Source organism: Faecalicatena sp. (genome assembly GCF_058819085.1).
Genome location: NZ_JBZUUL010000027.1, coordinates 109447 through 134543 on the forward strand (window position 1 = coordinate 109447; position 25097 = coordinate 134543).

23 protein-coding genes are annotated in these 25097 nt (G+C 43.4%); 21 read left to right on the forward strand and 2 right to left on the reverse strand.

Features of this window, described 5'->3' with window-relative positions:
• Window positions 1-52: 52 nt before the first annotated feature.
• From rpsK to AC4OGX_RS14260, 8 genes are all read left to right on the forward strand, one after another.
• The gene (gene rpsK / locus AC4OGX_RS14225) at window positions 53-448 is read left to right on the forward strand and encodes a 30S ribosomal protein S11 (RefSeq protein ID WP_009001882.1); all 396 of its coding nucleotides are present in this window, start codon (window positions 53-55) and stop codon (window positions 446-448) included.
• A 100-nt stretch (window positions 449-548) separates the two neighbouring features.
• Entirely contained in the window at window positions 549-1142 is a 594-nt protein-coding gene (gene rpsD / locus AC4OGX_RS14230; RefSeq protein ID WP_493331238.1) for a 30S ribosomal protein S4, read from the forward strand.
• A gap of 54 nt (window positions 1143-1196) precedes the next feature.
• Entirely contained in the window at window positions 1197-2156 is a 960-nt protein-coding gene (locus AC4OGX_RS14235; protein WP_109732281.1) for a DNA-directed RNA polymerase subunit alpha, read from the forward strand.
• A gap of 107 nt (window positions 2157-2263) precedes the next feature.
• Window positions 2264-2800, forward strand: a complete 537-nt coding sequence (locus tag AC4OGX_RS14240) for a bL17 family ribosomal protein (RefSeq protein ID WP_493331239.1) — start codon at window positions 2264-2266, stop codon at window positions 2798-2800.
• Between the two features lie 185 nt (window positions 2801-2985).
• On the forward strand, window positions 2986-4602 hold the full coding sequence (locus tag AC4OGX_RS14245; protein ID WP_493331240.1) for an AAA family ATPase: 1617 nt from the start codon (window positions 2986-2988) through the stop codon (window positions 4600-4602).
• A gap of 120 nt (window positions 4603-4722) precedes the next feature.
• Window positions 4723-5379: a TetR/AcrR family transcriptional regulator gene (locus tag AC4OGX_RS14250; protein WP_493331241.1), complete on the forward strand. Its 657-nt coding sequence runs from the start codon at window positions 4723-4725 to the stop codon at window positions 5377-5379.
• Window positions 5380-5463: 84 nt separating this feature from the next.
• Window positions 5464-6318 carry an ABC transporter ATP-binding protein gene (locus AC4OGX_RS14255; RefSeq protein ID WP_493331242.1) on the forward strand — a complete coding sequence of 285 codons (855 nt, stop codon included), beginning with the start codon at window positions 5464-5466 and terminating at the stop codon, window positions 6316-6318.
• Window positions 6305-7069, forward strand: a complete 765-nt coding sequence (locus tag AC4OGX_RS14260; RefSeq protein ID WP_493331243.1) for an ABC transporter permease — start codon at window positions 6305-6307, stop codon at window positions 7067-7069. Before AC4OGX_RS14255 ends, AC4OGX_RS14260 begins: the two co-directional genes overlap by 14 nt.
• A gap of 61 nt (window positions 7070-7130) precedes the next feature.
• Here AC4OGX_RS14260 and AC4OGX_RS14265 read toward each other — a convergent pair whose 3' ends face one another.
• Window positions 7131-8006 carry a GNAT family N-acetyltransferase gene (locus AC4OGX_RS14265; RefSeq protein ID WP_493331244.1) on the reverse strand — a complete coding sequence of 292 codons (876 nt, stop codon included), beginning with the start codon at window positions 8004-8006 and terminating at the stop codon, window positions 7131-7133.
• A 367-nt stretch (window positions 8007-8373) separates the two neighbouring features.
• Between AC4OGX_RS14265 and adhE the strand changes: the two genes are divergently transcribed.
• Window positions 8374-10992, forward strand: coding sequence for a bifunctional acetaldehyde-CoA/alcohol dehydrogenase (adhE, locus tag AC4OGX_RS14270; RefSeq protein ID WP_493331245.1), 2619 nt, complete (start codon window positions 8374-8376; stop codon window positions 10990-10992).
• A gap of 355 nt (window positions 10993-11347) precedes the next feature.
• The gene (locus tag AC4OGX_RS14275; protein ID WP_493331246.1) at window positions 11348-12103 is read left to right on the forward strand and encodes a phosphotransferase; all 756 of its coding nucleotides are present in this window, start codon (window positions 11348-11350) and stop codon (window positions 12101-12103) included.
• Between the two features lie 131 nt (window positions 12104-12234).
• Here the strand turns inward: AC4OGX_RS14275 and AC4OGX_RS14280 are convergent, their stop codons facing one another.
• Window positions 12235-13392, reverse strand: a complete 1158-nt coding sequence (locus AC4OGX_RS14280) for a cell wall hydrolase (protein ID WP_493331247.1) — start codon at window positions 13390-13392, stop codon at window positions 12235-12237.
• Between the two features lie 118 nt (window positions 13393-13510).
• Between AC4OGX_RS14280 and AC4OGX_RS14285 the strand changes: the two genes are divergently transcribed.
• The 11 genes from AC4OGX_RS14285 to mutY all read left to right on the forward strand — a co-directional run bounded on the left by AC4OGX_RS14285 (window position 13511) and on the right by mutY (window position 24932).
• Entirely contained in the window at window positions 13511-14356 is an 846-nt protein-coding gene (locus AC4OGX_RS14285; RefSeq protein ID WP_493331248.1) for a Cof-type HAD-IIB family hydrolase, read from the forward strand.
• Entirely contained in the window at window positions 14350-15180 is an 831-nt protein-coding gene (locus AC4OGX_RS14290) for an undecaprenyl-diphosphate phosphatase (protein WP_493331249.1), read from the forward strand. Before AC4OGX_RS14285 ends, AC4OGX_RS14290 begins: the two co-directional genes overlap by 7 nt.
• Before the next feature lie 206 nt (window positions 15181-15386).
• Window positions 15387-16061 carry a response regulator transcription factor gene (locus AC4OGX_RS14295; RefSeq protein WP_493331250.1) on the forward strand — a complete coding sequence of 225 codons (675 nt, stop codon included), beginning with the start codon at window positions 15387-15389 and terminating at the stop codon, window positions 16059-16061.
• Complete coding sequence (locus AC4OGX_RS14300; protein ID WP_493331251.1) at window positions 16058-17293, forward strand: sensor histidine kinase; 1236 nt, start codon at window positions 16058-16060, stop codon at window positions 17291-17293. Before AC4OGX_RS14295 ends, AC4OGX_RS14300 begins: the two co-directional genes overlap by 4 nt.
• A gap of 63 nt (window positions 17294-17356) precedes the next feature.
• Window positions 17357-17929 carry a polyphosphate polymerase domain-containing protein gene (locus AC4OGX_RS14305; RefSeq protein WP_493331252.1) on the forward strand — a complete coding sequence of 191 codons (573 nt, stop codon included), beginning with the start codon at window positions 17357-17359 and terminating at the stop codon, window positions 17927-17929.
• 144 nt (window positions 17930-18073) lie between these two features.
• Entirely contained in the window at window positions 18074-18745 is a 672-nt protein-coding gene (locus AC4OGX_RS14310; protein ID WP_493331254.1) for a DUF4956 domain-containing protein, read from the forward strand.
• A gap of 9 nt (window positions 18746-18754) precedes the next feature.
• Window positions 18755-20506, forward strand: a complete 1752-nt coding sequence (locus AC4OGX_RS14315) for a CotH kinase family protein (RefSeq protein ID WP_493331255.1) — start codon at window positions 18755-18757, stop codon at window positions 20504-20506.
• A 103-nt stretch (window positions 20507-20609) separates the two neighbouring features.
• On the forward strand, window positions 20610-21392 hold the full coding sequence (locus tag AC4OGX_RS14320) for a transporter substrate-binding domain-containing protein (RefSeq protein ID WP_493331256.1): 783 nt from the start codon (window positions 20610-20612) through the stop codon (window positions 21390-21392).
• A gap of 14 nt (window positions 21393-21406) precedes the next feature.
• Window positions 21407-22099, forward strand: a complete 693-nt coding sequence (locus tag AC4OGX_RS14325) for an amino acid ABC transporter permease (RefSeq protein ID WP_493331257.1) — start codon at window positions 21407-21409, stop codon at window positions 22097-22099.
• Complete coding sequence (locus AC4OGX_RS14330; RefSeq protein ID WP_493331258.1) at window positions 22089-22835, forward strand: amino acid ABC transporter ATP-binding protein; 747 nt, start codon at window positions 22089-22091, stop codon at window positions 22833-22835. The genes AC4OGX_RS14325 and AC4OGX_RS14330 overlap by 11 nt, the downstream gene beginning before the upstream one ends.
• 351 nt (window positions 22836-23186) lie before the next feature.
• Window positions 23187-24932, forward strand: a complete 1746-nt coding sequence (mutY, locus tag AC4OGX_RS14335) for an A/G-specific adenine glycosylase (protein WP_493331259.1) — start codon at window positions 23187-23189, stop codon at window positions 24930-24932.
• Window positions 24933-25097: the final 165 nt, after the last annotated feature.

Genomic DNA, 25097 nt, shown 5'->3' on the forward strand with positions numbered 1-25097 from the left:
CAGACATCAGTAATCGTAAATCACAAGTATTCAAGAAAGTAGGTTAGTTTAAATGGCTAAGAAAGTTACCAAAAAAGTGACAAAGAAACGTGTCAAGAAAAACGTTGAACGAGGACAAGCACACATCCAGTCATCTTTTAATAATACAATCGTTACATTAACAGATGCACAGGGAAATGCTCTTTCATGGGCAAGTGCAGGCGGTCTGGGATTTAGAGGTTCAAGGAAATCTACTCCATATGCAGCACAGATGGCAGCTGAGACAGCAGCAAAGGCAGCATTAGTACATGGTCTGAAAACAGTTGATGTTTTTGTAAAGGGACCAGGATCAGGAAGAGAAGCAGCAATCCGTGCGCTTCAGGCATGCGGTATTGATGTAACAAGCATCAAGGACGTAACTCCGGTACCACACAACGGATGTCGCCCGCCGAAACGCAGAAGAGTGTAGTGATTCGGAAGATAGCAAAGATTCTTGAGAAACTTATGTGCGGATGTCATGCCCTGTGTGAGGGATACAATGTTCCGCTGATATTTTAGGAGGAAGCGAAATGGCAGTAAATAGAGTTCCAGTTCTTAAAAGATGCCGTTCATTAGGTATGGACCCAATCTATTTAGGAATTAACAAAAAATCTAACAGACAGTTAAAAAGATCCAATAGAAAAATGAGTGAGTATGGTCTTCAGTTACGTGAGAAGCAGAAAGCTAAATTTATCTATGGTGTATTAGAGAAACCTTTCAGAAACTACTATGCAAAAGCAAAACAGTTAGAAGGTATGACAGGTGAAAACCTGATGATCATTCTGGAATCCAGACTGGACAACGTAATGTTCCGTATGGGATTCGCTAGAACAAGAAAAGAAGCAAGACAGATCGTTGATCACAAGCATGTACTTGTTAACGGCAAGCAGGTAAATATTCCATCTTACCTTGTAAAAGCCGGAGATACAATTGAAATCAAAGAAAAACACAAAGGAAGCGTAAGATACAAAGATATCTTAGAAGCAACAGGCGGAAACATGGTTCCTGAATGGTTAGAGGTAGATGCTGAAAACCTGAAAGGTACAGTAAAAGAGCTTCCAAGAAGAGAAGCAATCGATGTTCCTGTTGACGAGATGTTGATTGTCGAGTTATATTCTAAATAATCCCTGAATATAGCAAACGGAAACATTCTTTAACCCATAAGGAGGGTCTGTGTAGTGTTTGATTTTAATAAACCTAATATTGAAATTACAGAAATTTCAGAAGATAAAAAATATGGAAGATTTGTTGTAGAACCTCTGGAAAGAGGATATGGAACGACCCTCGGCAACTCTCTGAGAAGGATCATGCTTTCTTCCCTTCCGGGAGCGGCTATCAGTTCTGTAAAGATTGACGGAGTCCTGCACGAATTCAGCTCCATACCGGGTGTAAAAGAAGATGTGACCGAGATTATCATGAATTTGAAATCACTGGCAATCAAGAACACATCAGAATCAGACGAAGTAAAGACCGCATATATCGAATTTGAAGGTGAAGGCGTTGTAACAGGTGCTGACATCCAGGCGGATTCTGATATTGAGATTATGAATCCTGAGCAGGTCATTGCCACATTAAGCGGCGGCAAAGACAGCAAGCTGTATATGGAACTTACCATTACAAAAGGCAGAGGATACGTAAGCGCAGACAAGAACAAGAGCGAAGACTTACCGATCGGTGTGATTCCGATTGATTCCATCTATACACCGGTAGAGCGTGTGAACCTGACAGTGCAGAACACACGTGTTGGTCAGATCACAGACTACGATAAACTTACATTAGATGTATGGACAAAGGGAACATTACTTCCGGACGAGGCTGTCAGCCTTGCTGCGAAAGTGCTTAGCGAACATCTGAAATTATTCATCGACTTATCTGAGGTTGCACAGGCTGCTGAGGTTATGATTGAAAAAGAAGATGACGAGAAGGAAAAAGTACTGGAAATGAGCATCGACGAATTAGAGCTTTCCGTACGTTCATACAACTGCTTGAAGAGAGCCGGCATCAATACTGTGGAAGAGCTTACGAATAAGACACCGGAAGATATGATGAAGGTGCGTAACCTTGGACGTAAGTCACTCGAAGAAGTGTTGGCTAAGTTAAAAGAGTTAGACCTTGAGTTAAATCAGGGTGATGAGTAATATTATTTGAATTATCCTGTCAGTAAGTCCGAAGAGCGTGTCAGGAGCATTTGATTAATAAGACCGAAGATGCATAACCAAATGTTTAAAAATGGAGGATAAATATAATGGCAAAGTATAGAAAACTCGGCAGAACATCCAGCCAGAGAAAAGCCTTAATCAGAAACCAGGTAACAGCATTACTGAACAACGGTAAGATTGTTACAACAGAAGCTAAAGCAAAAGAGATCCGTAAAGTAGCAGAAGGATTGATTGCTATGGCAGTAAAAGAAAAAGATAACTTCGAAGAAGTTACTGTAAAAGCAAAAGTTGCCCGTAAAGACAAAGACGGCAAGAGAGTCAAAGAAGTTGTTGACGGCAAGAAAGTTACTGTATACGACGAAGTTGACAAGAAGATCAAGAAAGACATGCCAAGCAGACTTCATGCAAGAAGAGAGATGCTGAAAGTTCTTTACCCGGTTAAAGAAGTTCCTACTCAGGCTGCCGGAAGAAAGAAAAATACAAAGGAAGTTGATCTTGCAGAAAAATTATTCACAGAGATCGCTCCTAAATATGCAGACCGCAACGGTGGTTACACAAGAATCGTAAAGATTGGCCAGCGTAAAGGTGATGCAGCTATGGAAGTTCTGATCGAGTTAGTTTAATTCGATTGGCAATATAGCGAGATAAATGAAGGGCAGAGATATGAATAGTATCTCTGTCTTTTTGTATTTGAAATGTACTTTAAAAGCTTTGGTTAATCTCGAAAAATGTGGTACACTATATTGTATAAGAACCCGCAGTACAGGTATAGACTTTCAAATATAATCCAAAATCAACAGGAGGCATTATGGCATTTTATTTAAATAATAACGGGTGTTATGAAGCATATAAGTATATTGCCCAGATGACTTATTTTGTGGATAAAACTGAGATTTTAGACGAACTGATTCCACTGATTAATACAGAAAACCGCTTTATATGTGTCACACGTCCGCGGAGATTCGGGAAGACTGCAGCAGCAAATTTAATTGCGTCTTTCTTCTCAAAGGGTTGTGACAGCAGAGAATTGTTTAAAAAACTGAAAGTGGGCGGCAGGCCGGAATTTGATGAGCATATTAATCAACATAATGTCATTACGATTGATTTCAGTAAAATGCCGCTTACCTGCAACACCTATGAAGATTATATTACATCCATTGCCGGAAAATTGATGCGTGATCTAAAAGCACAATATCCGGATTGTGGAATTGGAGAAACTGACAGTCCATGGGATGCCTTAGAGATGATTCGCAGTGGAAAAAATGAAAGATTTATTTTTGTATTGGACGAATGGGATTTCATTTTCCACGATGAGACATTTAATAAGAAGGATCATATCAAGTATCTGCGCTTTTTGCAGAACTTACTCAAGTCTCAGACATATGTGGAATTAGCCTACATGACTGGAATCCTTCCTATTGCGAAATATTCGAGTGGTTCACCTTTGAATATGTTTAGTGAGTATACCATGGCAAATGCAGATGTTTCGCGATTTAGTACATCTTTTGGTTTTACTGAACCGGAGGTTAGAGAGTTATATCAGCGATACAAAAGCCAGTCCGGTGGAGTACAGTTTTGCTACGCTGACTTAAAAGAATGGTATGATGGTTATCAGACATTCGGCGGTGATTCTGTGTTTAATCCCCGTTCAGTGGTTCTTGCACTTACGGAAAATCATCTTGGAACATATTGGTCCAGTACAGGTCCATATGATGAAATATTTTTCTATATTAACCATAACTTACATGAAGTGCAGGAAGACATTGTTCGTATGGCAGCCGGAGAATGGATTGATACAACAATCAAGAATTTCACTGCGGAAACGATGGAACTGAATACCCGTGAGGATATATTTTCGGCGATGCTGGTCTATGGGATGCTGACGTATAAAAATGGAAAAATAGCCATTCCAAATAAAGAATTGATGCAAAAATACGAGGAAGTGCTTCAAAGGAAGGAAATGGGATACATCGCGGCACTTGCAAAGCGTTCAGAAGAAATGCTCCAGGCTACGCTTGAAAAGGATATAAAGACCATGGAAAGCATATTGTCGATTATGCATGATACAGAGGTTCCCATTTTAAACTATAACCAGGAGGCGGATTTAAGCGCATTGGTTAATCTTGTCTATTTATCTGCACGCGGAAGATATCGGATAGAACGGGAGGACAGGGCAGGAAAAGGATATGCAGATTTTATTTTTTATCCGTCAAGAGTGGGTGATACTGCAATCATTCTGGAACTTAAGGTGGATGCCAGTCCAGAGGCTGCTATTCATCAAATTGAGGATAAGAAATATGCACTCAGATTGACGAATTGTACAGGAACAGATTGCAGTATTGGGAAGATTCTTGCAGTAGGGATCAGTTATGACCGTAAGACGAAAACACACCATTGTGCAATAAAAGAGTTGATGACAAACTGAGAATAAGTTTGTCATCAACTCTTTATAACTTGTTCTATTAAAAAACTTCTTAATTGACAAAAGCAAACCTAAAGTCTATAATTAAATAAACATACATGCGTATGTACAGGAGGTGATTATATGCCGCGTCACGACCCAGACCAGAAAACAAAGCAGAATATATTGGAAACTGCTAAGCGTCTTTTTGCTGAAAAAGGGCTGGAGAATGTGAAAGTTGAAGATGTTGTAAAAGAAGTTGGTGTAACGCGGGGGGCATTTTACCATTATTTTAAATCCCGGGAAGAATTGATTGCAGGAGTTATGTACAAAGCCTTTGAAGAAGATGATGACAACCCATATCTACTGGCTTACAAACAAGAAGGACTCAGTGCTCTTGAAAAACTCCGCTTTGCAGCCAAACTTAGTTTGCGTTCTCATTTGGATACCAGTGAAAGCATGAGAGCGGAGATGAAGAAGTTAGCAAGTGACCCTATTGTTTTTAAGAACGAGATGATTTTCCAAGTAACCGTAATGGCGGCCTGCATCGAAAAGCTATTGATTGAGGGAAACAAAGATGGCTCCATGAATGTTGTCTTTCCAAAACAGGCGTCACAGATGATCGCCTGGCTTGTTGCCTCTTGGCTCAGTCCATACCTATTAGAAGTGTCTTATGAAGAGTATATGGATAAAATTTCGTTCTTTGAACAGCTTTCAGCATCGCTTGGCATTCCTATCATGGACGAGGAAATGAAAGAAATCTATTCTACACTTGGCAGCAAGGAATTTAAAAGAGAATAGATTTATAATTTTACTGCCTTTCTATAGGCAGTAAAATTTAAGGCCATAACATACATACGCATGTATATATAAAGGAGGACGACCATGTCAGAAAAAATAATCGAAGTATCCGGACTGCAAAAATCCTACAAGGAAAACCATGTTTTGAAAGATGTCAGTTTTACCATTGATAAAGGGAGTATTTTCGCACTGCTTGGCTCAAATGGTGCAGGAAAAACAACAGTAATCAAAATTCTCTCCACACTACTGAGATCAGACGGCGGAAGTGCTGTTATTAACGGATTTGACGTGACAGCAAATGGCGACAAGGTACGGGAATGTATCAGCCTGACGGGGCAGTTTGTGGCGGTAGATGAAGTTTTGACAGGCAGAGAAAATTTAACACTGATCGGACAACTGAAACGTTTAGCAAACCTAAAAAGTACCGTAAACGAGTGGCTGTCTTTTTCAAGATTAGAAGATGCTGCGGATAGAAAAGTGTCTGCCTATTCGGGAGGTATGCGGCGCAGGCTTGATATAGCCATGAGTCTTATGGGAAAGCCGGATGTGCTTTTTCTTGACGAACCGACAACAGGACTTGATCCACAAAACCGTATCGCCATGTGGGACCAGGTTAAGGATCTGGCAGAGACAGGAACAACTGTGTTTCTCACAACACAATATTTAGAAGAAGCGGAATATCTTGCTGACCATATCGGGATTCTACATGAGGGTAGAATTATTGCAGAGGGCACACCGAAGTATCTGAAAGAAATAATGCCGGAGAGAGGAGTACGGCTTAATTTTGACAGTGAGGTAAAAGCCAATTCAGCAATAAAGCTCTTAACAGAAAATGGAATTTCTGCCGACAGTATAGAACAAAACCTGCCCTCACTAGAAGACGTATTTTTAACACTAATCGATGAGAAAAAGGAGAGAAATCAATATGAAAAGATCTGATAAAAACATAGTTCTTGATACATGGGTTATGTTCAAACGCTGTTTAACGATCTCTTTGCGGAATCCAGAAACGCTCCTGACAGCAACACTGATACCATTTTGCCTCATTCTATTATTTGGCACTGTATTTGGCAGCATATCCGATGTAGGGGATTATCATTACATTGATTTTATTGTGCCGGGAATTATTTTGCAAAGTATCGCTCAGGCGTCGCAATATTCGGCTATGAATGTTACTGCTGACATGACAAAGGGAATCATAGACCGTTTCCGCTGTATGTCTATTTCAAAGTCCGCTGTGTTGATCGGTCATATAGGTGCTGGAGTAATACGGGGAATTATTTCAAATGCCGTCATTGTGGTAACGGCTCCTATTCTTGGATTTAGGCCACAGGCTGGGATTGTAGAATGGATTTTAGTGATAGCTCTCCTTTTGCTGATAAATATTACATTTACATTAATCGCTGTACTTTGTGGAACGATTTCAAAGTCTGTAGAGGGAGCAGCCGGACTACTGTTCCCACTCTTTATTCTACCTTTTATGAGTTCGGGATTTGCCCCTGTTGACACTATGCCAGGCGGTATTGGCTTGTTTTCTGCAATACAGCCTATGACACCGATGATCGATAGTCTGAGAGCCCTGACACTTGATCTGCCTTTGGGAAATAGCTTATGGCTGGCATTCGCGTGGTGTATGGCATTAAGTGTTGTGAGCTTTGCTGTTTCAATGCGGACATACAATCGCAGATAAGCATAGAGGTATATTTATTAACTAACTATGCTGAGTCAAAAAGAAGGAGAAAGCCTCAAGTTTAACTGTACGGATTCGCTCTTCTCCAGGAATAAAAATCGGATGAAACTTTAAAGCCAATTTTGAAATAAAATTCTTGCTCCGAAAGGACAATCGCTCTTTTTGCTCCCAGGCCTCTGGCCCGACTGAGTGCTTCGTAGACTACAGCTTTTCCAAGGCCTGAATTTCTACATTCAGGTATGGTTACAACAGGCTCTATGTACGCAGTATCTCCTTTACTATACCAAACTTGGCAATGAGCACAGTAATCATCTGATCTTATTGCAAAGACAGACAATTGCGTATTGGAATTAGGAGAGGGAGTAAAGAGCTTTTCATCCCATTTATCCGGTATATCAGTATGATTAAATCCCTTATGTATCACCATTTGATATTTCCAGTGGTCGAATAGAAACTCCTTAGGGCTCATGGAATATCCGAAGGGAAGTTTATAGTCTAATTCCTGATCCAGATTAATTTCCAGGATGCTTGTCTCTTTATTACATTTTACAAAATGAAGTTCCTGTAAAAGCTGACACAGGCTGTGATCCTGATCACTGATTTTTATAGTACATTCATCTTTGGTATTGGATAAAATGAGATCTACCATCAATTTTAACAACATGGGATCGTTACAGCGGTGTAAAATATAATACCTGTCTTCATAGAAGGTATCATATACGATCAGCCCTGCTATTTTATGCTCTTCATCTCTAAAAAGGGCTATGCTGTCAAGGTGACTTGTATCTAACAAAGAATGTCCCATCATCCATTCAAAGCGGCCCCAGTGGAATAATTCGTTATAACCACGATCTGCTGCTTTCAAAAGAAATTCATATATTTCATTATACTGTTTATTAAATCTTTCATGATTTTGATACATTTCAACTGTATACATGTTATCCCTCGCTTTTATCTATTTGGATCATACCCATTATAACATCGGATCATATATCGTACAATTAGATACTTTCATAAGGTTTGATGTAAATGAAAGTAAAATCAGAATTATCTGTATGAGGGAAAATGAAGAAGCAGTACCTGAAACCAATTTAAGGAATCGTTCTTGTAAAATAACTTATAAAACATATTGGTCTTTATAGAAAATCAAGAACGTTTGTTTGCCATTTGTGCAATATACACAATAAACGTTAAAAAAATAACGTTAAATATTTGTCAATTGCGTCATTGACAATAATTTAACGATGAGATATACTGAGACCTGTAAGAAAGAGAACAATTCAATTACGGGAGGAAGAATTGAAATGGCAAAGAAGGAAACGGTCGTAGTACCTGAGATTGTTGACAGCGTGGAGACACTCGAAGCGAAAATGAAAGCAATGCGTGAAGCACAGAAGGTATTTGCTACTTTCACACAGGAACAAGTAGATAAGATTTTCTATGAGGCAGCCATGGCAGCCAACAAGATGAGAATTCCGCTCGCAAAGATGGCTGTAGAAGAGACTCAGAGAGGTATCGTAGAAGATAAGGTAATCAAGAACCACTACGCAGCAGAGTATATCTATAATGCATATAAAGATACAAAGACATGCGGTGTTATTGAAGAAGACGCTGCATATGGAATCAAAAAAATAGCAGAGCCGATCGGTCTTGTAGCAGCAGTTATTCCTACAACGAACCCGACTTCCACTGCAATCTTTAAGACTCTGATCTGCTTAAAGACAAGAAATGCAATCATCATCAGCCCACACCCGGCTGCTAAGGCATGTACGATCGCAGCAGCTAAGGTTGTTCTGGATGCAGCGGTAAAAGCAGGTGCACCGGAAGGCATCATCGGATGGATCGACGTTCCTTCACTGGAGCTGACGAATACGGTTATGAGAGATTCCGATATCATCCTGGCAACAGGTGGTCCTGGAATGGTAAAAGCGGCATATTCATCAGGAAAGCCGGCACTTGGTGTAGGACCTGGAAACACGCCTGTTATCATCGATGAGACAGCAGACATCAAGATGGCAGTAAACTCCATCATCCATTCTAAGACATTTGACAATGGTATGATCTGTGCTTCTGAGCAGTCCGTAACAGTACTGGACAGCATTTATGACGAAGTAAAGAAAGAGTTCGCTTACCGTGGATGCTACTTCTTAAAGAAGGGCGCTGAACTGGATAAAGTCCGCAAGACGATCATCATCAACGGCGCATTAAACAGCAAGATTCCTGGAAAGTCTGCATACGAGATCGCTAAGATGGCTGGCGTAGATGTTCCGGAGAATACAAAGATCCTGATCGGTGAAGTAGAATCAGTTGACATCTCAGAAGAATTTGCACATGAAAAATTATCTCCTGTACTTGGTATGTATAAAGCAAAAACTTTTGATGAGGCACTTGATAAAGCAGCACAGCTTGTAGCTGACGGCGGATATGGACATACAGCATCACTTTATGTACATCCGGCACAGACAGAAAAGATCGCAAAACATGCGGCAGCAATGAAGACATGCCGTGTACTGATCAATACACCTTCTTCTCACGGCGGTATCGGAGACCTGTATAACTTCAAGATGGCTCCATCCCTGACACTGGGATGCGGTTCATGGGGCGGAAACTCCGTATCTGAAAACGTAGGAGTAAAACACTTACTGAATGTGAAGACAGTAGCTGAGAGGAGAGAAAATATGCTTTGGTTCAGAACACCTGAAAAGGTTTACTTCAAGAAAGGCTGTATGCCGGTTGCGCTGGATGAGTTAGGAACAATCATGCATAAGAAGAAAGCATTTATTGTAACAGACTCCTTCCTGTACAAGAACGGATACGTGAAACCGATCGAAGCAAAACTGGACGAAATGGGAATCCAGCACACATGCTTCTACGAAGTAGCTCCGGACCCGACTCTGCAGTGTGCACAGAAGGGTGCAGATATGATGAGATCCTTCGAGCCGGATACGATCATCGCACTTGGCGGCGGTTCTGCAATGGATGCGGCTAAGATCATGTGGGTAATGTATGAGCATCCGGAAGCAAACTTTGAAGATATGGCTATGGACTTCATGGACATCAGAAAGAGAGTATTTACCTTCCCTAAGATGGGCGAGAAAGCATACTTTGTAGCAATCCCGACTTCCTCAGGAACAGGTTCCGAGGTAACACCATTCGCAATCATCACAGATGCAGAGACAGGTGTAAAATGGCCTCTTGCAGACTACGAACTGCTTCCGAACATGGCAATCGTAGATGTTGACAATATGATGACACAGCCGAAGGGACTGACAAGTGCTTCCGGTATCGACGTTATGACACACGCAATCGAAGCTTATGTATCTATCATGGCTACAGATTACACAGACGGTCTGGCTATGAAGGCAGTGAAGAGTGTATTCGATTACCTGCCGTCAGCATATGAGAACGGAGCAAATGATCCGAAGGCACGTGAGATGATGGCAAATGCTTCCTGTATGGCAGGTATGGCATTCGCAAATGCTTTCCTTGGACTGAACCACTCCATGGCTCATAAGCTGGGTGCTTTCCATCACCTTCCACATGGTGTTGCAAATGCAGTGATCCTGACAGAAGTTATGAAGTACAACTCAGCAGAAGCTCCGACTAAGATGGGCACCTTCTCACAGTATCAGTACCCACATGCACTTGCAAGATACGCTGAATTAGGACGTTTCGCAGGATGCACAGGTAAGGATGACCAGGAAGTATTCGATAACTTCGTTGCTAAACTGGAAGACTTAAAAGAGAAGATCGGTATCAAGAAGACGATCAAAGATTACGGTATCGATGAGAAGTACTTCCTGGATACATTGGATGACATGGTTGAGCAGGCATTCAATGACCAGTGTACAGGTGCTAACCCAAGATACCCACTCATGAAAGAAATCAAAGAAATCTACTTAAAATGCTATTATGGCAAATAAGATTTAAAGTTAAATATTTTCTCACTGGAAAGAGCGTGGCGCATAAGCGTCGCGCTCTTTCACAATATAAAAAATCTGGTATATTATTGAGTATGCATATACTGGGCCACAGAGGTAAGCAATTCAAGTCTTGCCGAATCAAAATCCATCTACAGCATTCAATAATTTCTTATACTCCTGAGGATGGGAATTATGGCTTAAGCATATAAGTTAATAAATTAACAATAAAAGAACGCAAAAAAACTTAGTTAAAAATTGCACAAATTTACATATAGGTACTTACATTGTTAAAAAATATAAGCTATAATAAAACCAACTTAAAACAACGGCAACAAAAAATCAGGAGGTATGGCTTATGAAACTGGAAGAGAAAAATTTAATCGTAGAACGTTCTTATAAGAAAGTATACAAATGCGATGACAGTGTAGTGAAAGTATTCGAACCGTCACATCCCAAGTCAGATGTATTTAATGAAGCTCTGAATACTGCACGTGTAGAAGAAACAGGCCTGGATATCCCGAAGGTAAAGGAAGTCACTCAGGTGGACGGCAGATGGGCGATCGCGATTGAGTATAAAGCCGGTAAGACCTTAGAAGAGATGATGGAGACAGATAAGGGCAACCTCGAGAAGTATATGGAGGATTTTGTTGACCTTCAGATCACAGTTCACAGCAAGACCTCCCCACGGTTGAATAAGCTGAAAGATAAGCTTAGCAGCCAGATCAACAGCTTGAAGGAAGTCGATGCCACGACCAGATACGAACTGCTTACAAGACTGGAAAGTATGCCGAAGCACAGCAAAGTATGCCACGGTGATTTTAATCCAAGCAACGTCATTGTAGGTAAGAACGGTAAGATGACAGTAGTTGACTGGGCACATGCAACACAAGGAAATGCAAGTGCAGATGCGGCCATGACATATCTTCTGTTTGCTTTAAAGGATCAGAAAGCCGCAGACCTTTACCTTAAGATTTTCTGTAAGAAGAGTGATACAGCTATGCAGTATGTTCAGCAATGGCTGCCGATCGTAGCTGCGGCACAGCTTACAAAGGATAACGAGCTGGAGAAGGATTTCCTGATGAGATGGATCGATGTCATCGATTATCAATAGGATGCGAAGGACAGTTCTAAGATAGATGGTCAGAATGGATACAAAAGGTAAAAAGTAAAGACTATTACAAATGATAAAAGAGCATTGAAGTGCAAGATATTCTTTCCTGCATTTCAATGCTCTTTCTTATCTTACCATCCCTGGAAGAACAGATTGTTGCCGATGTTCACTCCCGGTCTGTCTGTCGCCCCGGCATAGAGGAAATAGTAACAATCCTGTACGGCTGCAAGCCTTGCCCCGTTGATCGCATCCTGGGCAACTGTATACGCCAAGCTGCTCGCACCATTTGCAAGAACACTGTCCAGCCTTCCTGTCCATACGGGTTCGAACTGTCCGCTGGCATATACGACCTCTGTGATACTGTTAGGGAAGAGCGGACTGTAAACACGGTTCATGATAACAGTGGCAACAGCCAGCATGGAATCATAGTCGTGCATGGCTTCGCAGTCTAGGATCGCTGCGAAAACATCCAGGTCACCACCGCCTACATTCGCAGCGCCCCCATTTACAACGGTATCGTCGTATCCGCCGCCGGAGCTGCCGCCATTGCCGGAACCTCCGCCATTTTCAGACTGACCGCCGGACACGCCGGCATTCGCCTCTTCCTTCGCTTTCGCGTCTGCTTCGGCCTTCGCCTTTGCAGCTGCCTCCGCTTCCGCCTTTGCCTTTGCTGCTTCCTCTTCACGCAGCTGTGCCAGTTGTGTCTTATATGTCTCTAAATCTGTAGAAGTTGCCCTTGCTTTCTGTTCCAGCTCATCCTGACGGCTCTCCAGGTCCTTCTGGATCTTGACCAGAGAAGCCTGCTGTGCTTCCAGAGTATCTTTCTTATCAGAGATCTCTTTACGTGTCTTCTGAAGCTCCGTAAGCATGTCCCTGTCGTAATCACTGATATTCTGGATGAAATCTGCCTTGTTTAAGAAATCCGTCATGTTTTCTGCCGAAAACAGCATCTCTAACAGTGTTGCATTACCAGTTTCATACATATACTTAATACGGGTCTTCATGTCATCGTATTGTTTGGCTTCGTTTGCCTTAGCTTCTTTTAAGGAATCCTTTGTCCTTTGGATCTCGCCGTTTGTTATCTCGACCTGCATCTCGGCAGTAGAGATCTCGTCGCTTATGGAAAGAAGCTCCTGGTTGATACCGGTAAGCTGATCCTGAAGATCTGATGTTTTGCTTTCCAGGCTCTTCTTATCTTCGGCGTGGACCGGGAAGGCAGAAAGCAGGAATACGAGAGAACAAAGTAGTGCAAGAAGCGCTTGTCCTCTTCGTTTTAAGCGCAATTTCATAATTTCCAATTCCTTTCTAAATTGTTTTGCTCTAGTATTATACTATAAATTGCTTTATTACGCAAATTTTGATAGAATGAGTTATAAAATCGAAGAAATTAAGAGGTAAGAAGAATACATGGAGCATAAAATTAAGATGATAGGACTGGATCTGGATGGGACACTATTGACAGACAAGAAGGAGCTGCTTCCCTATACAAGACAGATCCTGGATGAGGCGATAGAAAAAGGGATTTTGGTCCTTATGGCAACAGGAAGACCGTTTACAGGGATTCCGGAAGAGCTGAGGTATTATCCGGGGGTGAGATATGCACTGACCTCCAACGGCGCGCGCGTGCTTGAGATCAAGGGAGAAAAGGTATTGATCGAGCATCTTCTGCCGATGGAAAAAGCAAAGAAAGCATTGGAAACTTTGTCAAAATATGATACATTACAAGAGGTGTATTTTGAAGGTCAGGCGTACGCGCCTGAGGAGAAAATGAAACATATCGGCCGTTACCATCACAATCCGTATATGTGGGAATATCTGCGGACGACCCGCAGGGCTGTGCCGGACATCTGGAAATTTACGGAGGCGCAGAGCAGGGATCTGGATAAGATTCAGGCTTTGTTTGCAGACATGGAAGAAAGGGATGCGGCCTGGAAGGAGCTGGAGCAGCAGGGAGGCCTGGCCCTTGTAGGTTCACTTGGTTACAATATTGAGATCAATGCAGCAGGCGTCAATAAAGGAACCGCACTTGTGGAACTGGGAAGGATCCTGGGGATCAAGCGTGAAGAGATCATGGCATGCGGAGATGGAGATAATGATGCTGACATGCTGCGTGAAGTTGGGCTGGGTGTAGCTATGGAGAATGCGATTGATACGGTCAAGGAAGCGGCGGATTATATCACCGTGTCCAATAACGAGCAGGGAGCTGCAAAGGCAATAGAAAGATTTGCTCTTAGAGGAGGAGAATTATGTTAGAAGCATTGAAGGTAATCATACTGGGAATCGTGGAAGGGATTACGGAATGGCTGCCCATCAGCAGTACCGGGCATCTGATCCTGGTTGAGGAGTTTATCAAGCTGGATATGAGTGAAAGCTTTCTATCCATGTTTAATGTAGTGATACAGCTTGGTGCGATCATGGCGGTAGTTCTGATCTATTTCCACAAATTGAATCCATTTTCACCGAAGAAGACGGAGAAGCAGAAGATGCTGACACTCCAATTGTGGGTAAAGGTTTTAATCGCGTCTGTACCGGCAGCGATCATCGGCCTTTTGTTTGATGATTTTATTGACGAACATCTGATGAATTATGTAGTTGTTGCAATTACTTTGATCCTTTATGGTGTTGCGTTTATTGTAGTGGAGAAGCGGCATGAGAATGCAAAACCGGCAGTGAAGAGACTGTCTGACCTGACGATCCCGATGGTACTCATAATCGGATGTTTCCAGGTACTTGCTCTGATTCCAGGTACCTCACGTTCCGGTGCCACGATCATCGGCGGTCTGCTCATCGGGGCAGCCAGAGGGGTTGCGGCAGAGTTTACATTTTTCCTTGCAATTCCGGTAATGTTCGGAGCAAGCTTTTTAAAGATCATAAAATTTGGATTCCATTTCACTGGGATGGAAGTATTCCTGCTTCTGCTGGGATGCGTGGTCTCTTTTGCGGTATCCATATTCGCGATCAAGTTCCTGATGCAGTACATAAAGAATCATGATTTCAAGGTGTTTGGATATTATCGTATCGTACTTGGTGTTATTGTTCTGCTTTATTTTGGTATGACGGCTATGTTTGCGGCATAGAGAATCTGAGGCTGTGTAAGCGCCAGAAGTAAAATTCGGTTTGGTGACGGAATTTTACTTTGGCGCTTTTTATGATTCTGAAAATCCAGGAGAGTAAAAGCGGATATTCTTAAATCCATTTCTTTACTTACGGGATAGGGAGATCTAAGGTCTGACTAAGGTGGATATGCTTTCATAAAATAAAATGAATGAGATGAGGTGGCAAAATGAAATTGCTGTTTGCGGAAGACGAAATAGAGATGTCAGAGGCAATCACGGATATCCTTACATTTCATAAATATGTGGTTGATGCGGTGTATGACGGGGAGGAGGCTTTGGAATATGCCCGGGCGGACAAGTATGACGGGATCATACTGGATATCATGATGCCGAAGAAAAGTGGGCTGGAGGTGCTGACAACTCTCAGGAGGGAGGGATGCCGCACACCGATCCTATTATTGACTGCGAAGGCGGAGGTGGAGGACCGGATTCAGGGGCTTGACCTTGGTGCCGATGATTACCTGCCTAAACCGTTTGTTATGGGGGAACTGCTGGCCAGAATACGCGCTATGCTTAGAAGAAGGGAAGAATTCACACCGGACATCCTGACCTGTGGAAATATTTCGCTGAATATGCAGAATTATGAGCTGAGCGGAGACGATCAGTCTTTTGTGCTGCCGAAGCTGGAATACCAGCTGATGGAGCTGTTTATGCTGAATCAGGGGATCTACCTGTCTACGGAGGATCTGCTTGTGAAGGTGTGGGGATATGAGACGGAGGCTGAACTGGGAACGGTGTGGGTGTATATTTCCTATCTGCGGAAAAGGCTGGCTGCATTAAATGCAAATGTGGAAATTAAAGCAAAGCGTAATATCGGATATACGCTGGAGGTGATGAGATGATCCGGACACTTCAGAAGAAATTCATCACGACAGCTATGCTTGCAATTTCTATCCTGCTGTTGGTCCTTTTAGGGGCGATTAATATCGGATATTATCTGGCAAATGGGCAGCAGGAGCATGCGATGATGGATATGCTGTCTAGAAATGATGGGATGCTGCCTCATGATATGGAACCTGCGGGAAAGGGAAAAGACAGCTTCTTGGGGCCGCCGATGAATGAGGATACGGCAATGTCAGCAAGATTTTTTAAGGTTTACATAGACATGGATGGTCAGATCGTGAGAACTGACGTGAGCCGGATATCTTCGGTAACAGAAAAAGAGGCGGCAGAGTATGCAAAAGGCGTTGTCGAGAAAACGGAAAGCTTAGGGAAGATAAGCGGATTTCGATATCAGATATCTGAGACCAGGGATGGACAGGGGAGAGTTATTTGGTTTCTGGACACCTCCATACAGCGTCATAATATGCTGGTGGTATTAGTTCTTTCTATATTTATAGGAGCCGTCTGCTGGGGATTGATGCTTCTGCTGGTCATTCTTTTGTCGAAAAAGGCGATTCTTCCGATAGCAAAGAGTCTGGAGAAGCAGAAACAGTTTGTGACGAACGCCGGACATGAGATCAAGACGCCGCTGGCTATTATTATGGCAAATACAGATGCGATGGAACTGCATCAGGGGGAAAGTAAATGGAGCCGGAATATCAGGAATCAGACGCTGCGTTTAAATGGCCTGATGCAGAATCTGCTGACGCTGTCCCGCATGGATGAGGAGACATTAAAGCTTGAGACTACGGAATTATCATTAAGTTGTCTGGCAGAAGAGATGCTGCCTCCTTTTTACGAGTCTGCATCCTTAAAGCAGATTGTAATCAGGAAAGAAATTCAGCCGGATGTGATGATCCGGGCGAACCGGGATCATATGACACAGCTGCTTTCTATTTTATTAGATAATGCGGTAAAGTATACCAACAAGGGCGGAGAAATAGGCATCCTTCTGAGAAAAACCGAGAAGAGTGTGCTTCTTCAAGTGCAAAATACCTGTGAAATGCTTCCGGAAGGGGAACCGGAAAAGTTGTTTGACAGATTCTACAGAGGGGACAGTGCAAGAACACAGAAAAGCGGTGGTTATGGAATTGGTTTATCCGTTGCGCAGGCAATTGTGGAAGCACATAAGGGGACGATCAAAGCAGAGTTTGGGGAAGAAAATCAAATTTCATTTATCGTCAGTCTCTAAGTTTCAGCTAAGGTTCTGCATGTAGAATACCACTTGTGACAAGAAAAGAAAGGAGAAGTTTCGATGAAATTCAGACACGAGTGGAAACATGAGATAAACTATTCGGATCTGATCACTCTCAGGCAGCGGCTGTGTGCCGTAGCGGATATAGATCCACATGCAGTAAACGGACACTATGAGATCAGGAGCCTGTATTTTGATAATTTATCAGATAAGGTTCTCAGAGAAAAGCTGGATGGAGTGAATCGGAGAGAAAAGTTCCGGCTTCGTTATTATAACAGAGACACATCATTGATACATCTTGAAAGGAAGAGTAAACAGAACGGTCTTTGCAGTAAGGAAAGTGTGATCCTGTCAAAGGAAGAGGTGCGTGCAGTCACAGAGGGCCGCTATGAGTGGATGGCAGGCAGTGACAGGAAACTGGTACAACAACTGTACTGTAAGATGAGAACGCAGGGACTTAGGCCGAAGACAATTGTAGATTATACAAGAGAGCCGTTCGTGTCTTCACCCGGAAACGTCAGGGTCACCATGGATTATGATATTCGGACTGGGCTGCGGTGCACGGATTTTCTGAATCCGGCCTGTGTGACGGTTCCGGCCTGCGGCGGACAGATCGTTCTGGAAGTCAAGTAGGATGAATTCCTGCCATCGGTCATCCGGGCTGCAGTGCAGCTGGAAGGACGGCATACAGCGGCCTTTTCAAAATACGCTGCCTGCCGGATTTACGGGTAGTTGTCTGCGAGCATATAACAGAAGAATAAAAAGAGGAGAAGAAAAATGACTTTTAATGATGTGTTTAAATCTAGTTTTCTTGAAAATATAGGAAGTGTGAGCATCCTGGATATGGTGATCGCACTGGTATTGGCGTTCGGACTGGGGATATTTATCTTTTTTGTTTACAAAAGGACGTTTTCCGGGGTGATGTATTCCTCCAGCTTTGGAGTGACCCTGATCGCTCTGACGATGATCACAACTGTTGTGATCCTGGCTGTGACATCTAATGTAGTGTTGTCTCTTGGTATGGTCGGCGCATTGTCTATCGTACGTTTCAGGACCGCGATTAAGGAGCCGCTGGATATCGCATTTTTGTTCTGGTCGATTGCAGTGGGGATCGTCCTGGCAGCAGGAATGATCCCACTGGCAGTGATCGGAAGTGTTGTGATCGGTGTGATCCTTCTTGTGTTTGTAAATAAGAAGACATATCTGAATCCCTACATTGTTGTGATCCAGTGCGACGGTCATGACAGTGAAGTAAAGGCAAAGGAGTTTTTGAAAAAGCAGGTGCAGAAATGTGTGGTGAAGAGCAAAACGGCACAAAAGGGGAGTGTAGAGCTGAATCTGGAAATCCGCATGAAGGAGGAGAATACAGATTTTGTGAATATTCTCTCGGAGATGGATGGAGTAAGCAGTGCAGTTCTGGTCAGCTACAACGGAGAGTATATGGGATAAGGAGGCGTTATGTCAACAAACAGGCACATTGATAAAATATGCTGTGCCATCCTGATTATCGTTCTGATCCTGACAGGAGTTTTCTGTAATGCAAAGGCTCTGGGAGTTGAAACCATGGCGGCTTCTTTGGGGTATGAAGCAAAGCTGTTCGATACCTCATCTGTACATACGATCAATATTGTGATGGACGACTGGGAAGAGTTTTTGGATTCCTGCGAAAATGAGGAATATGCTGTATGCTCCGTGGTGATCGATAACGAGGCATATAAAAATGTAGGGATCCGCGCAAAGGGCAATACGTCCTTGAGTTCAGTGGCAGCATATGGAAATGACAGGTATAGTTTTAAAATAGAATTTGATCATTATGATGATACGAAAAATTATTATGGTCTGGATAAGGTCAGTCTGAATAATATCATCCAGGATAATACTTATATGAAGGATTATCTTACTTATCAGATGATGGGATACTTTGGCGCGGATGCTCCTCTGTGCAGTTATACTTATATAACGGTGAACGGGGAAGACTGGGGGCTGTATCTGGCGGTAGAGGGTGTGGAGGACAGCTTTCTGGAACGGAATTACGGCAGCGATTCAGGAAACCTCTATAAACCGGACAGCATGAGCATGGGCGGCGGCCGTGGGAATGGCGGTGAGTTTGATCCGGATGAATTTAAGGAGAAGTTCGGCGGCGGTGAAACTGGTGAAAATGCCGATGCAGGGACGGATCTAAGAGAGGATGCAGGGACAGAAAATGCAGGCGGTGAAGGTTCGGGGGAGGATAACAGTGGCAGAATGATGCCCGGCGGGGAGCGCCCTGGAGGCGGGAACTTTCCTGGAAACGGTGAAATGCCGGGTAGAGGGAATGGTGCTGAGAATGGAGATATGTCAGAGGACGGAACTTTCCCGAAGGATGGGACTATCCCGGAGGACGGAAACATGCCTGACGAAGGTGATCTTCCTGCCAATGGCAGTATGGGAGGCGGAAAAGGGATGGGCAGTGACGACGTATCTCTGATCTATTCAAACGATGATTTCGACAGTTACAGCAACATTTTTGATAATGCCAAGACGAAGGTTTCAGATGCTGACAAGACCCGGTTGATTGAGTCTTTGAAAACGCTGAATGAAGGTGAGAATATTGAAGAAGTCGTGGACGTGGATGAAGTACTTCGCTATTTTGTTGTTCACAATTTTGTTTGTAATTTTGACAGTTACACCGGTTCAATGATCCATAATTATTATTTATACGAAAAGGACGGTGTCATGTCCATGATCCCATGGGATTATAATCTTGCCTTTGGAGGTTTCATGTCAGGTTCGGATGCCGTAAGCCTTGTGAATTACCCGATCGATACGCCTGTGTCCGGCGGCACTGTGGAATCAAGGCCCATGCTGGCGTGGATATTCAATGATGAGGAATATACAAAAATGTATCATGAATATTTTCAGGAGTTTCTGACAGAATATTTCGACAGCGGATATTATGGGGAAATGATGGATTCGGTATCGGAAATGATCGCTCCGTATGTGGAAAAAGATCCTACGAAGTTTTGTACTTATGAAGAATTTGTGGAAGGAGTTTCTACATTAAAAGAATTCTGCCTGCTTCGGTCCGAGAGTGTGAAGGGGCAATTAGACGGAACGATTCCTTCTACTTCGGATGCACAGAAGGAAGACGGGAGTGCATTGGTTGATGCAAGTGAGATTACGATCATGGCAATGGGAACTATGGGGAATATGACGGGAAGAAAATATTAATGGAAAAACGTTCCTCCTACTTGTATTTTATTAAAAACGTGATAAAATATAAAAATACTGTGTATTATTATGCATAACATGATAAATTTGGAGGAATGGAAAGATGAAGAAGAAAGTTTTAAGCTTGTTATTAGTTACAGCGTGTGTATTCTCAATGGCAGCATGTGGTTCCAATAAGGATGACGGAGCAAAATCCGATTCAGGAGACACAGCTAAGAAAGAGACTTTGGTCATGGCAACAAACGCGGAGTTCCCGCCTTATGAATTTTATGAAGGCGACAAGGTAGTCGGGATCGATGCAGATATTGCGGCAGCAGTAGCTGAGGAGATGGGAATGGAATTAAAGATCGAAGACATGGCATTTGATTCCATCATCGCAGCCGTGACAAGTGGAAAGGCAGATATCGGTGCTGCCGGAATGACAGTGACAGAAGACCGTCTGGAGAATGTTGATTTTACTGATACATATGCAAAGGCTACACAGGTCATCATCGTAACAAATGACAGTGCCATCGCAGGACCGGATGATCTGACAGGAAAGAAGATCGGTGTCCAGCTCGGAACAACAGGTGATATCTATGCTGACGATATCGAAGATGCAGAGGTAGAGCGTTACAATAAAGGTTTTGAGGCTGTTCAGGCTTTACAGCAGGGAAAGATCGATGCAGTTGTGATCGACGGAGAACCGGCTAAGGAATTTGTAAAAGAAGCAGATGACCTTAAGATCCTGGATGAGGCATTCACAGAAGAAGAGTATGCCATCGCAGTGAAAAAGGGAAATGATGAACTGAAAGATAAAATCAATGAAGCACTGAAAAGCCTGAAAGATTCAGGAAAGCTGGATGAGATCGTTGCAAAATACATCAGTGCGGATAAAGCAGAGTAAAAGAGGAATGAAAGATGTTGCAGACATTGCAGGATAAGTTTTACCAAAATTTTATTAAAGACGATCATTGGAAATATATCGCAGACGGACTCAAGGTCACATTACAGGTTACGTTTTTTGCGGTGATCATTGGTATTGTCCTCGGTTTTCTGGTGGCCATCATACGTTCCACTTATGATAAGACGGGAAAACTGAAAATATTGAACGCTGTCTGTAAGGTTTACCTTACGGTCATCCGCGGAACCCCGGTCGTTGTCCAGCTTTTGATCATCTACTTTGGAATTTTCTCCAGTGTGGATATCAACAAGGTCCTGGTGGCGATCATGGCCTTCGGACTGAATTCCGGAGCCTATGTTGCGGAGATCTTCCGTTCCGGCATCATGTCCATAGACAATGGACAGTTTGAAGCGGGGCGGAGCCTTGGATTTAACTATGTACAGACGATGATTTATATTATCATGCCGCAGGCTTTTAAAAATGTCCTTCCGGCCCTGGGAAATGAGTTTATCGTACTTTTAAAGGAAACCTCTGTTTCCGGTTATATCGCACTGCAGGATCTTACAAAGGGCGGAGATATCATCCGAAGCCGTACATACGATGCGATGTTCCCGCTGGTAGCCGTAGCTTTAGTATATCTTGTCATGGTAATGATCTTTACCAAGCTTGTGAATATGCTGGAGAGGAGGCTGAGAAACAGTGATCATTAATGGAGATGTTTTAATCAAAGTAGAAGACCTGCATAAGGTTTACCATAATAAGCTTCATGCATTGGACGGAGTTTCCGAGGAAATCTGTAAGGGTGAGGTTGTCGTGATCGTAGGACCATCCGGTTCCGGTAAATCCACGTTTCTGCGTTCCCTGAACCTGCTGGAGGTACCGACATCAGGACATGTATATTTTGAAGGTGTCGACATCACAAGTAAAGAGACCAATATAGATCACCATCGTCAGAAGATGGGAATGGTATTCCAGCACTTTAATCTGTTCCCGCACAAGACGATTTTGGAAAACATCACGCTGGCTCCGATCAAGCTTTTGAAGAAGAGCAGGGAAGAGGCTGAAAATCGTGCGATGGAGCTGCTTAAGCTGGTCGGTCTGGAAGCAAAGGCGAATTCTTACCCCTCCCAGTTATCAGGAGGACAGAAGCAGCGTATTGCGATCATCCGTTCCCTGGCAATGGACCCGGATGTCATGCTGTTTGATGAGCCCACATCTGCCCTGGACCCTGAAATGGTCGGGGAAGTACTGGAACTGATGAAAAAGCTGGCTGATGATGGAATGACAATGGTTGTCGTGACTCATGAGATGGGATTTGCAAAGGAAGTAGCGACAAGAGTCATTTTCATGGATGAAGGAAAGATCAAGGAGCAGGGAGCACCTGCAGAATTCTTTGACCGGCCGAAGGATCCAAGGCTTCAGGAATTTTTGTCTAAGATTTTATAAAAGAAATAAATTGCAAATGTGAGATTGGCAGGGCAGGAGATATTGACTGCAGGCCATGAAAAGGCATCCATCCGGGAGAAGCTCCGGATGGATGCCTTTTTATGATATAGGAAATTCCAAAGGAATATCCTATATCATAAAAACTCTTCGGGGGGGGGCCCGCTTTGTTCTAAGGATATCCATTTCCCTTATATTGGGTGTATTGGATATAATAAAAGAGGAAAATATTTTTACAAAACGTTTGTTCTGTGCTAAACTAGCCATATGACAGTATCAGTCAAGATACAATCTTGGCGTTACATCGGTATTACGACAGTATGCTAGTAAGAGATGGAGAGAAGCAGAGAACATATGAGATATGAAAGAATAGAAAAGGCCGTATTCCTGGAGCGGCCGAACAGATTTATCGCTTATGCAGAGATAGAAGGACAAAAGGAAACGATCCATGTTAAGAATACCGGGCGCTGCGCGGAGCTTTTAAGGCCGCGGGCATCGATTTATGTACAGAAGAGTGATAATCCAGAGAGGAAGACGAAGTGGGATCTGATCGCCGTAGAGAAAGGAAATACCATGGTCAATATGGACTCCCAGATTCCAAATCGGGTGGTGCAGGAGTGGATTGAGGGCGGTGGTGCCTTTGAGGACGCACCTTATGTGAAGCCGGAGACGACTTACGGGAATTCACGTTTTGATCTATATGTGGAGGCTGGAACACACAAAGGCGCCGATAGAAAGATTTTTATAGAGGTGAAGGGCGTTACCCTGGAGGAAGACGGTGTGGCACGTTTCCCGGATGCACCGAGTGAACGTGCGGTAAAGCATGTGGAAGAGCTGTGCCAGGCCGTGAAGGACGGGTATGAGGCTTATATCATCTTTGTGATCCAAATGAAGGGCATCCGTTATTTTACGCCGAATGTGGATACTCATCCGGCATTTGCCGAGGCCCTGAAAAAGGCGAAGGAATCAGGTGTGAATATTCTGGCATATGACTGTCAGGTCACACCGGAGTCGATCGTATTAGATGAACCGGTACCTGTGGTACTTAGAAGCCCTCTCTTAAAGGAGTCGGCAGATCTGCTGGTCAGGTGGTACAGGGAACACAAGCGGGATCTTCCCTGGCGGCATGACATCAGTGCCTACCGTGTGTGGGTATCGGAGATCATGCTCCAGCAGACACGGGTGGAGGCTGTGAAGCCGTATTATGAGAGGTTTTTAAGAGAGCTTCCCACGGTAAAGGACCTGGCAGAAGCAGAGGAAGACCAGCTTTTAAAGCTGTGGGAAGGGCTTGGTTATTATAACAGGGTGCGGAACATGCAGAAAGCGGCACAGCAGATCATGGTGGATTTCCAGGGCGAATTCCCTGAGACTTATGAGGCGGTTTTGTCTCTTACAGGGATCGGGAGCTATACTGCCGGCGCGATCAGCTCCTTTGCTTTTGGGCTTACGAAGCCGGCCGTAGACGGCAATGTTTTAAGAGTAGTGTCCCGGCTTTTGGCGAGTGAGGAGGATATCATGAAAGCCAGCGTCAGGACGGAGATTGAGAAGGCGTTGGAAGAGGTGATCCCGCCGGATGCGCCCGGAGATTTTAATCAGGGCCTGATCGAGCTGGGCGCTATTGTCTGTGTGCCAAACGGAGAACCAAAATGTACCGAATGTCCGCTTGCCCATCTGTGTCAGGCAAGGCAGAAAGGGATTGAAACTAAGCTTCCGGTGAAGAAAAAAGCTAAGGCACGCCGGATCGAGAAGCGCACCGTACTGATTTTTAAAGACGGGGATACACTGGCGGTTAGGAAGCGTCCCTCAAAGGGGCTGCTGGCCGGATTATATGAACTGCCGAATCTGGAAGGTCATCTAACGAGGAAACAGGTCATAGAATATAGTAACTCCATAGGCCTTGCTCCGATCCAGGTGAAGAAGGCAGAAAAAGCAAAGCATATATTCAGCCATGTGGAATGGCATATGATCGGTTATGAGATTAAGGTAGATGAACTGGAAAAGAACTGCAGTGAGGAGATGATCTTTGCACGGAAGTCAGAGTTGGATGAGAAATATCCCATTCCGTCTGCTTTCGAAGCTTATAGAGGAAGTCTGATATAATTTTTTGATAATTTTAGAGTCCGCTCTGTTTTCTTGAAAGCTGTATATTTTTATGTTATACTTAGCCATAGAACCCGGTAAATGATCTAGTGATCAGGCAGTGTCGTACATCCGGTGCGGCGGAGTGATTTCAAAGACTGCCCGGTAAGATTCTCATCTGATAAT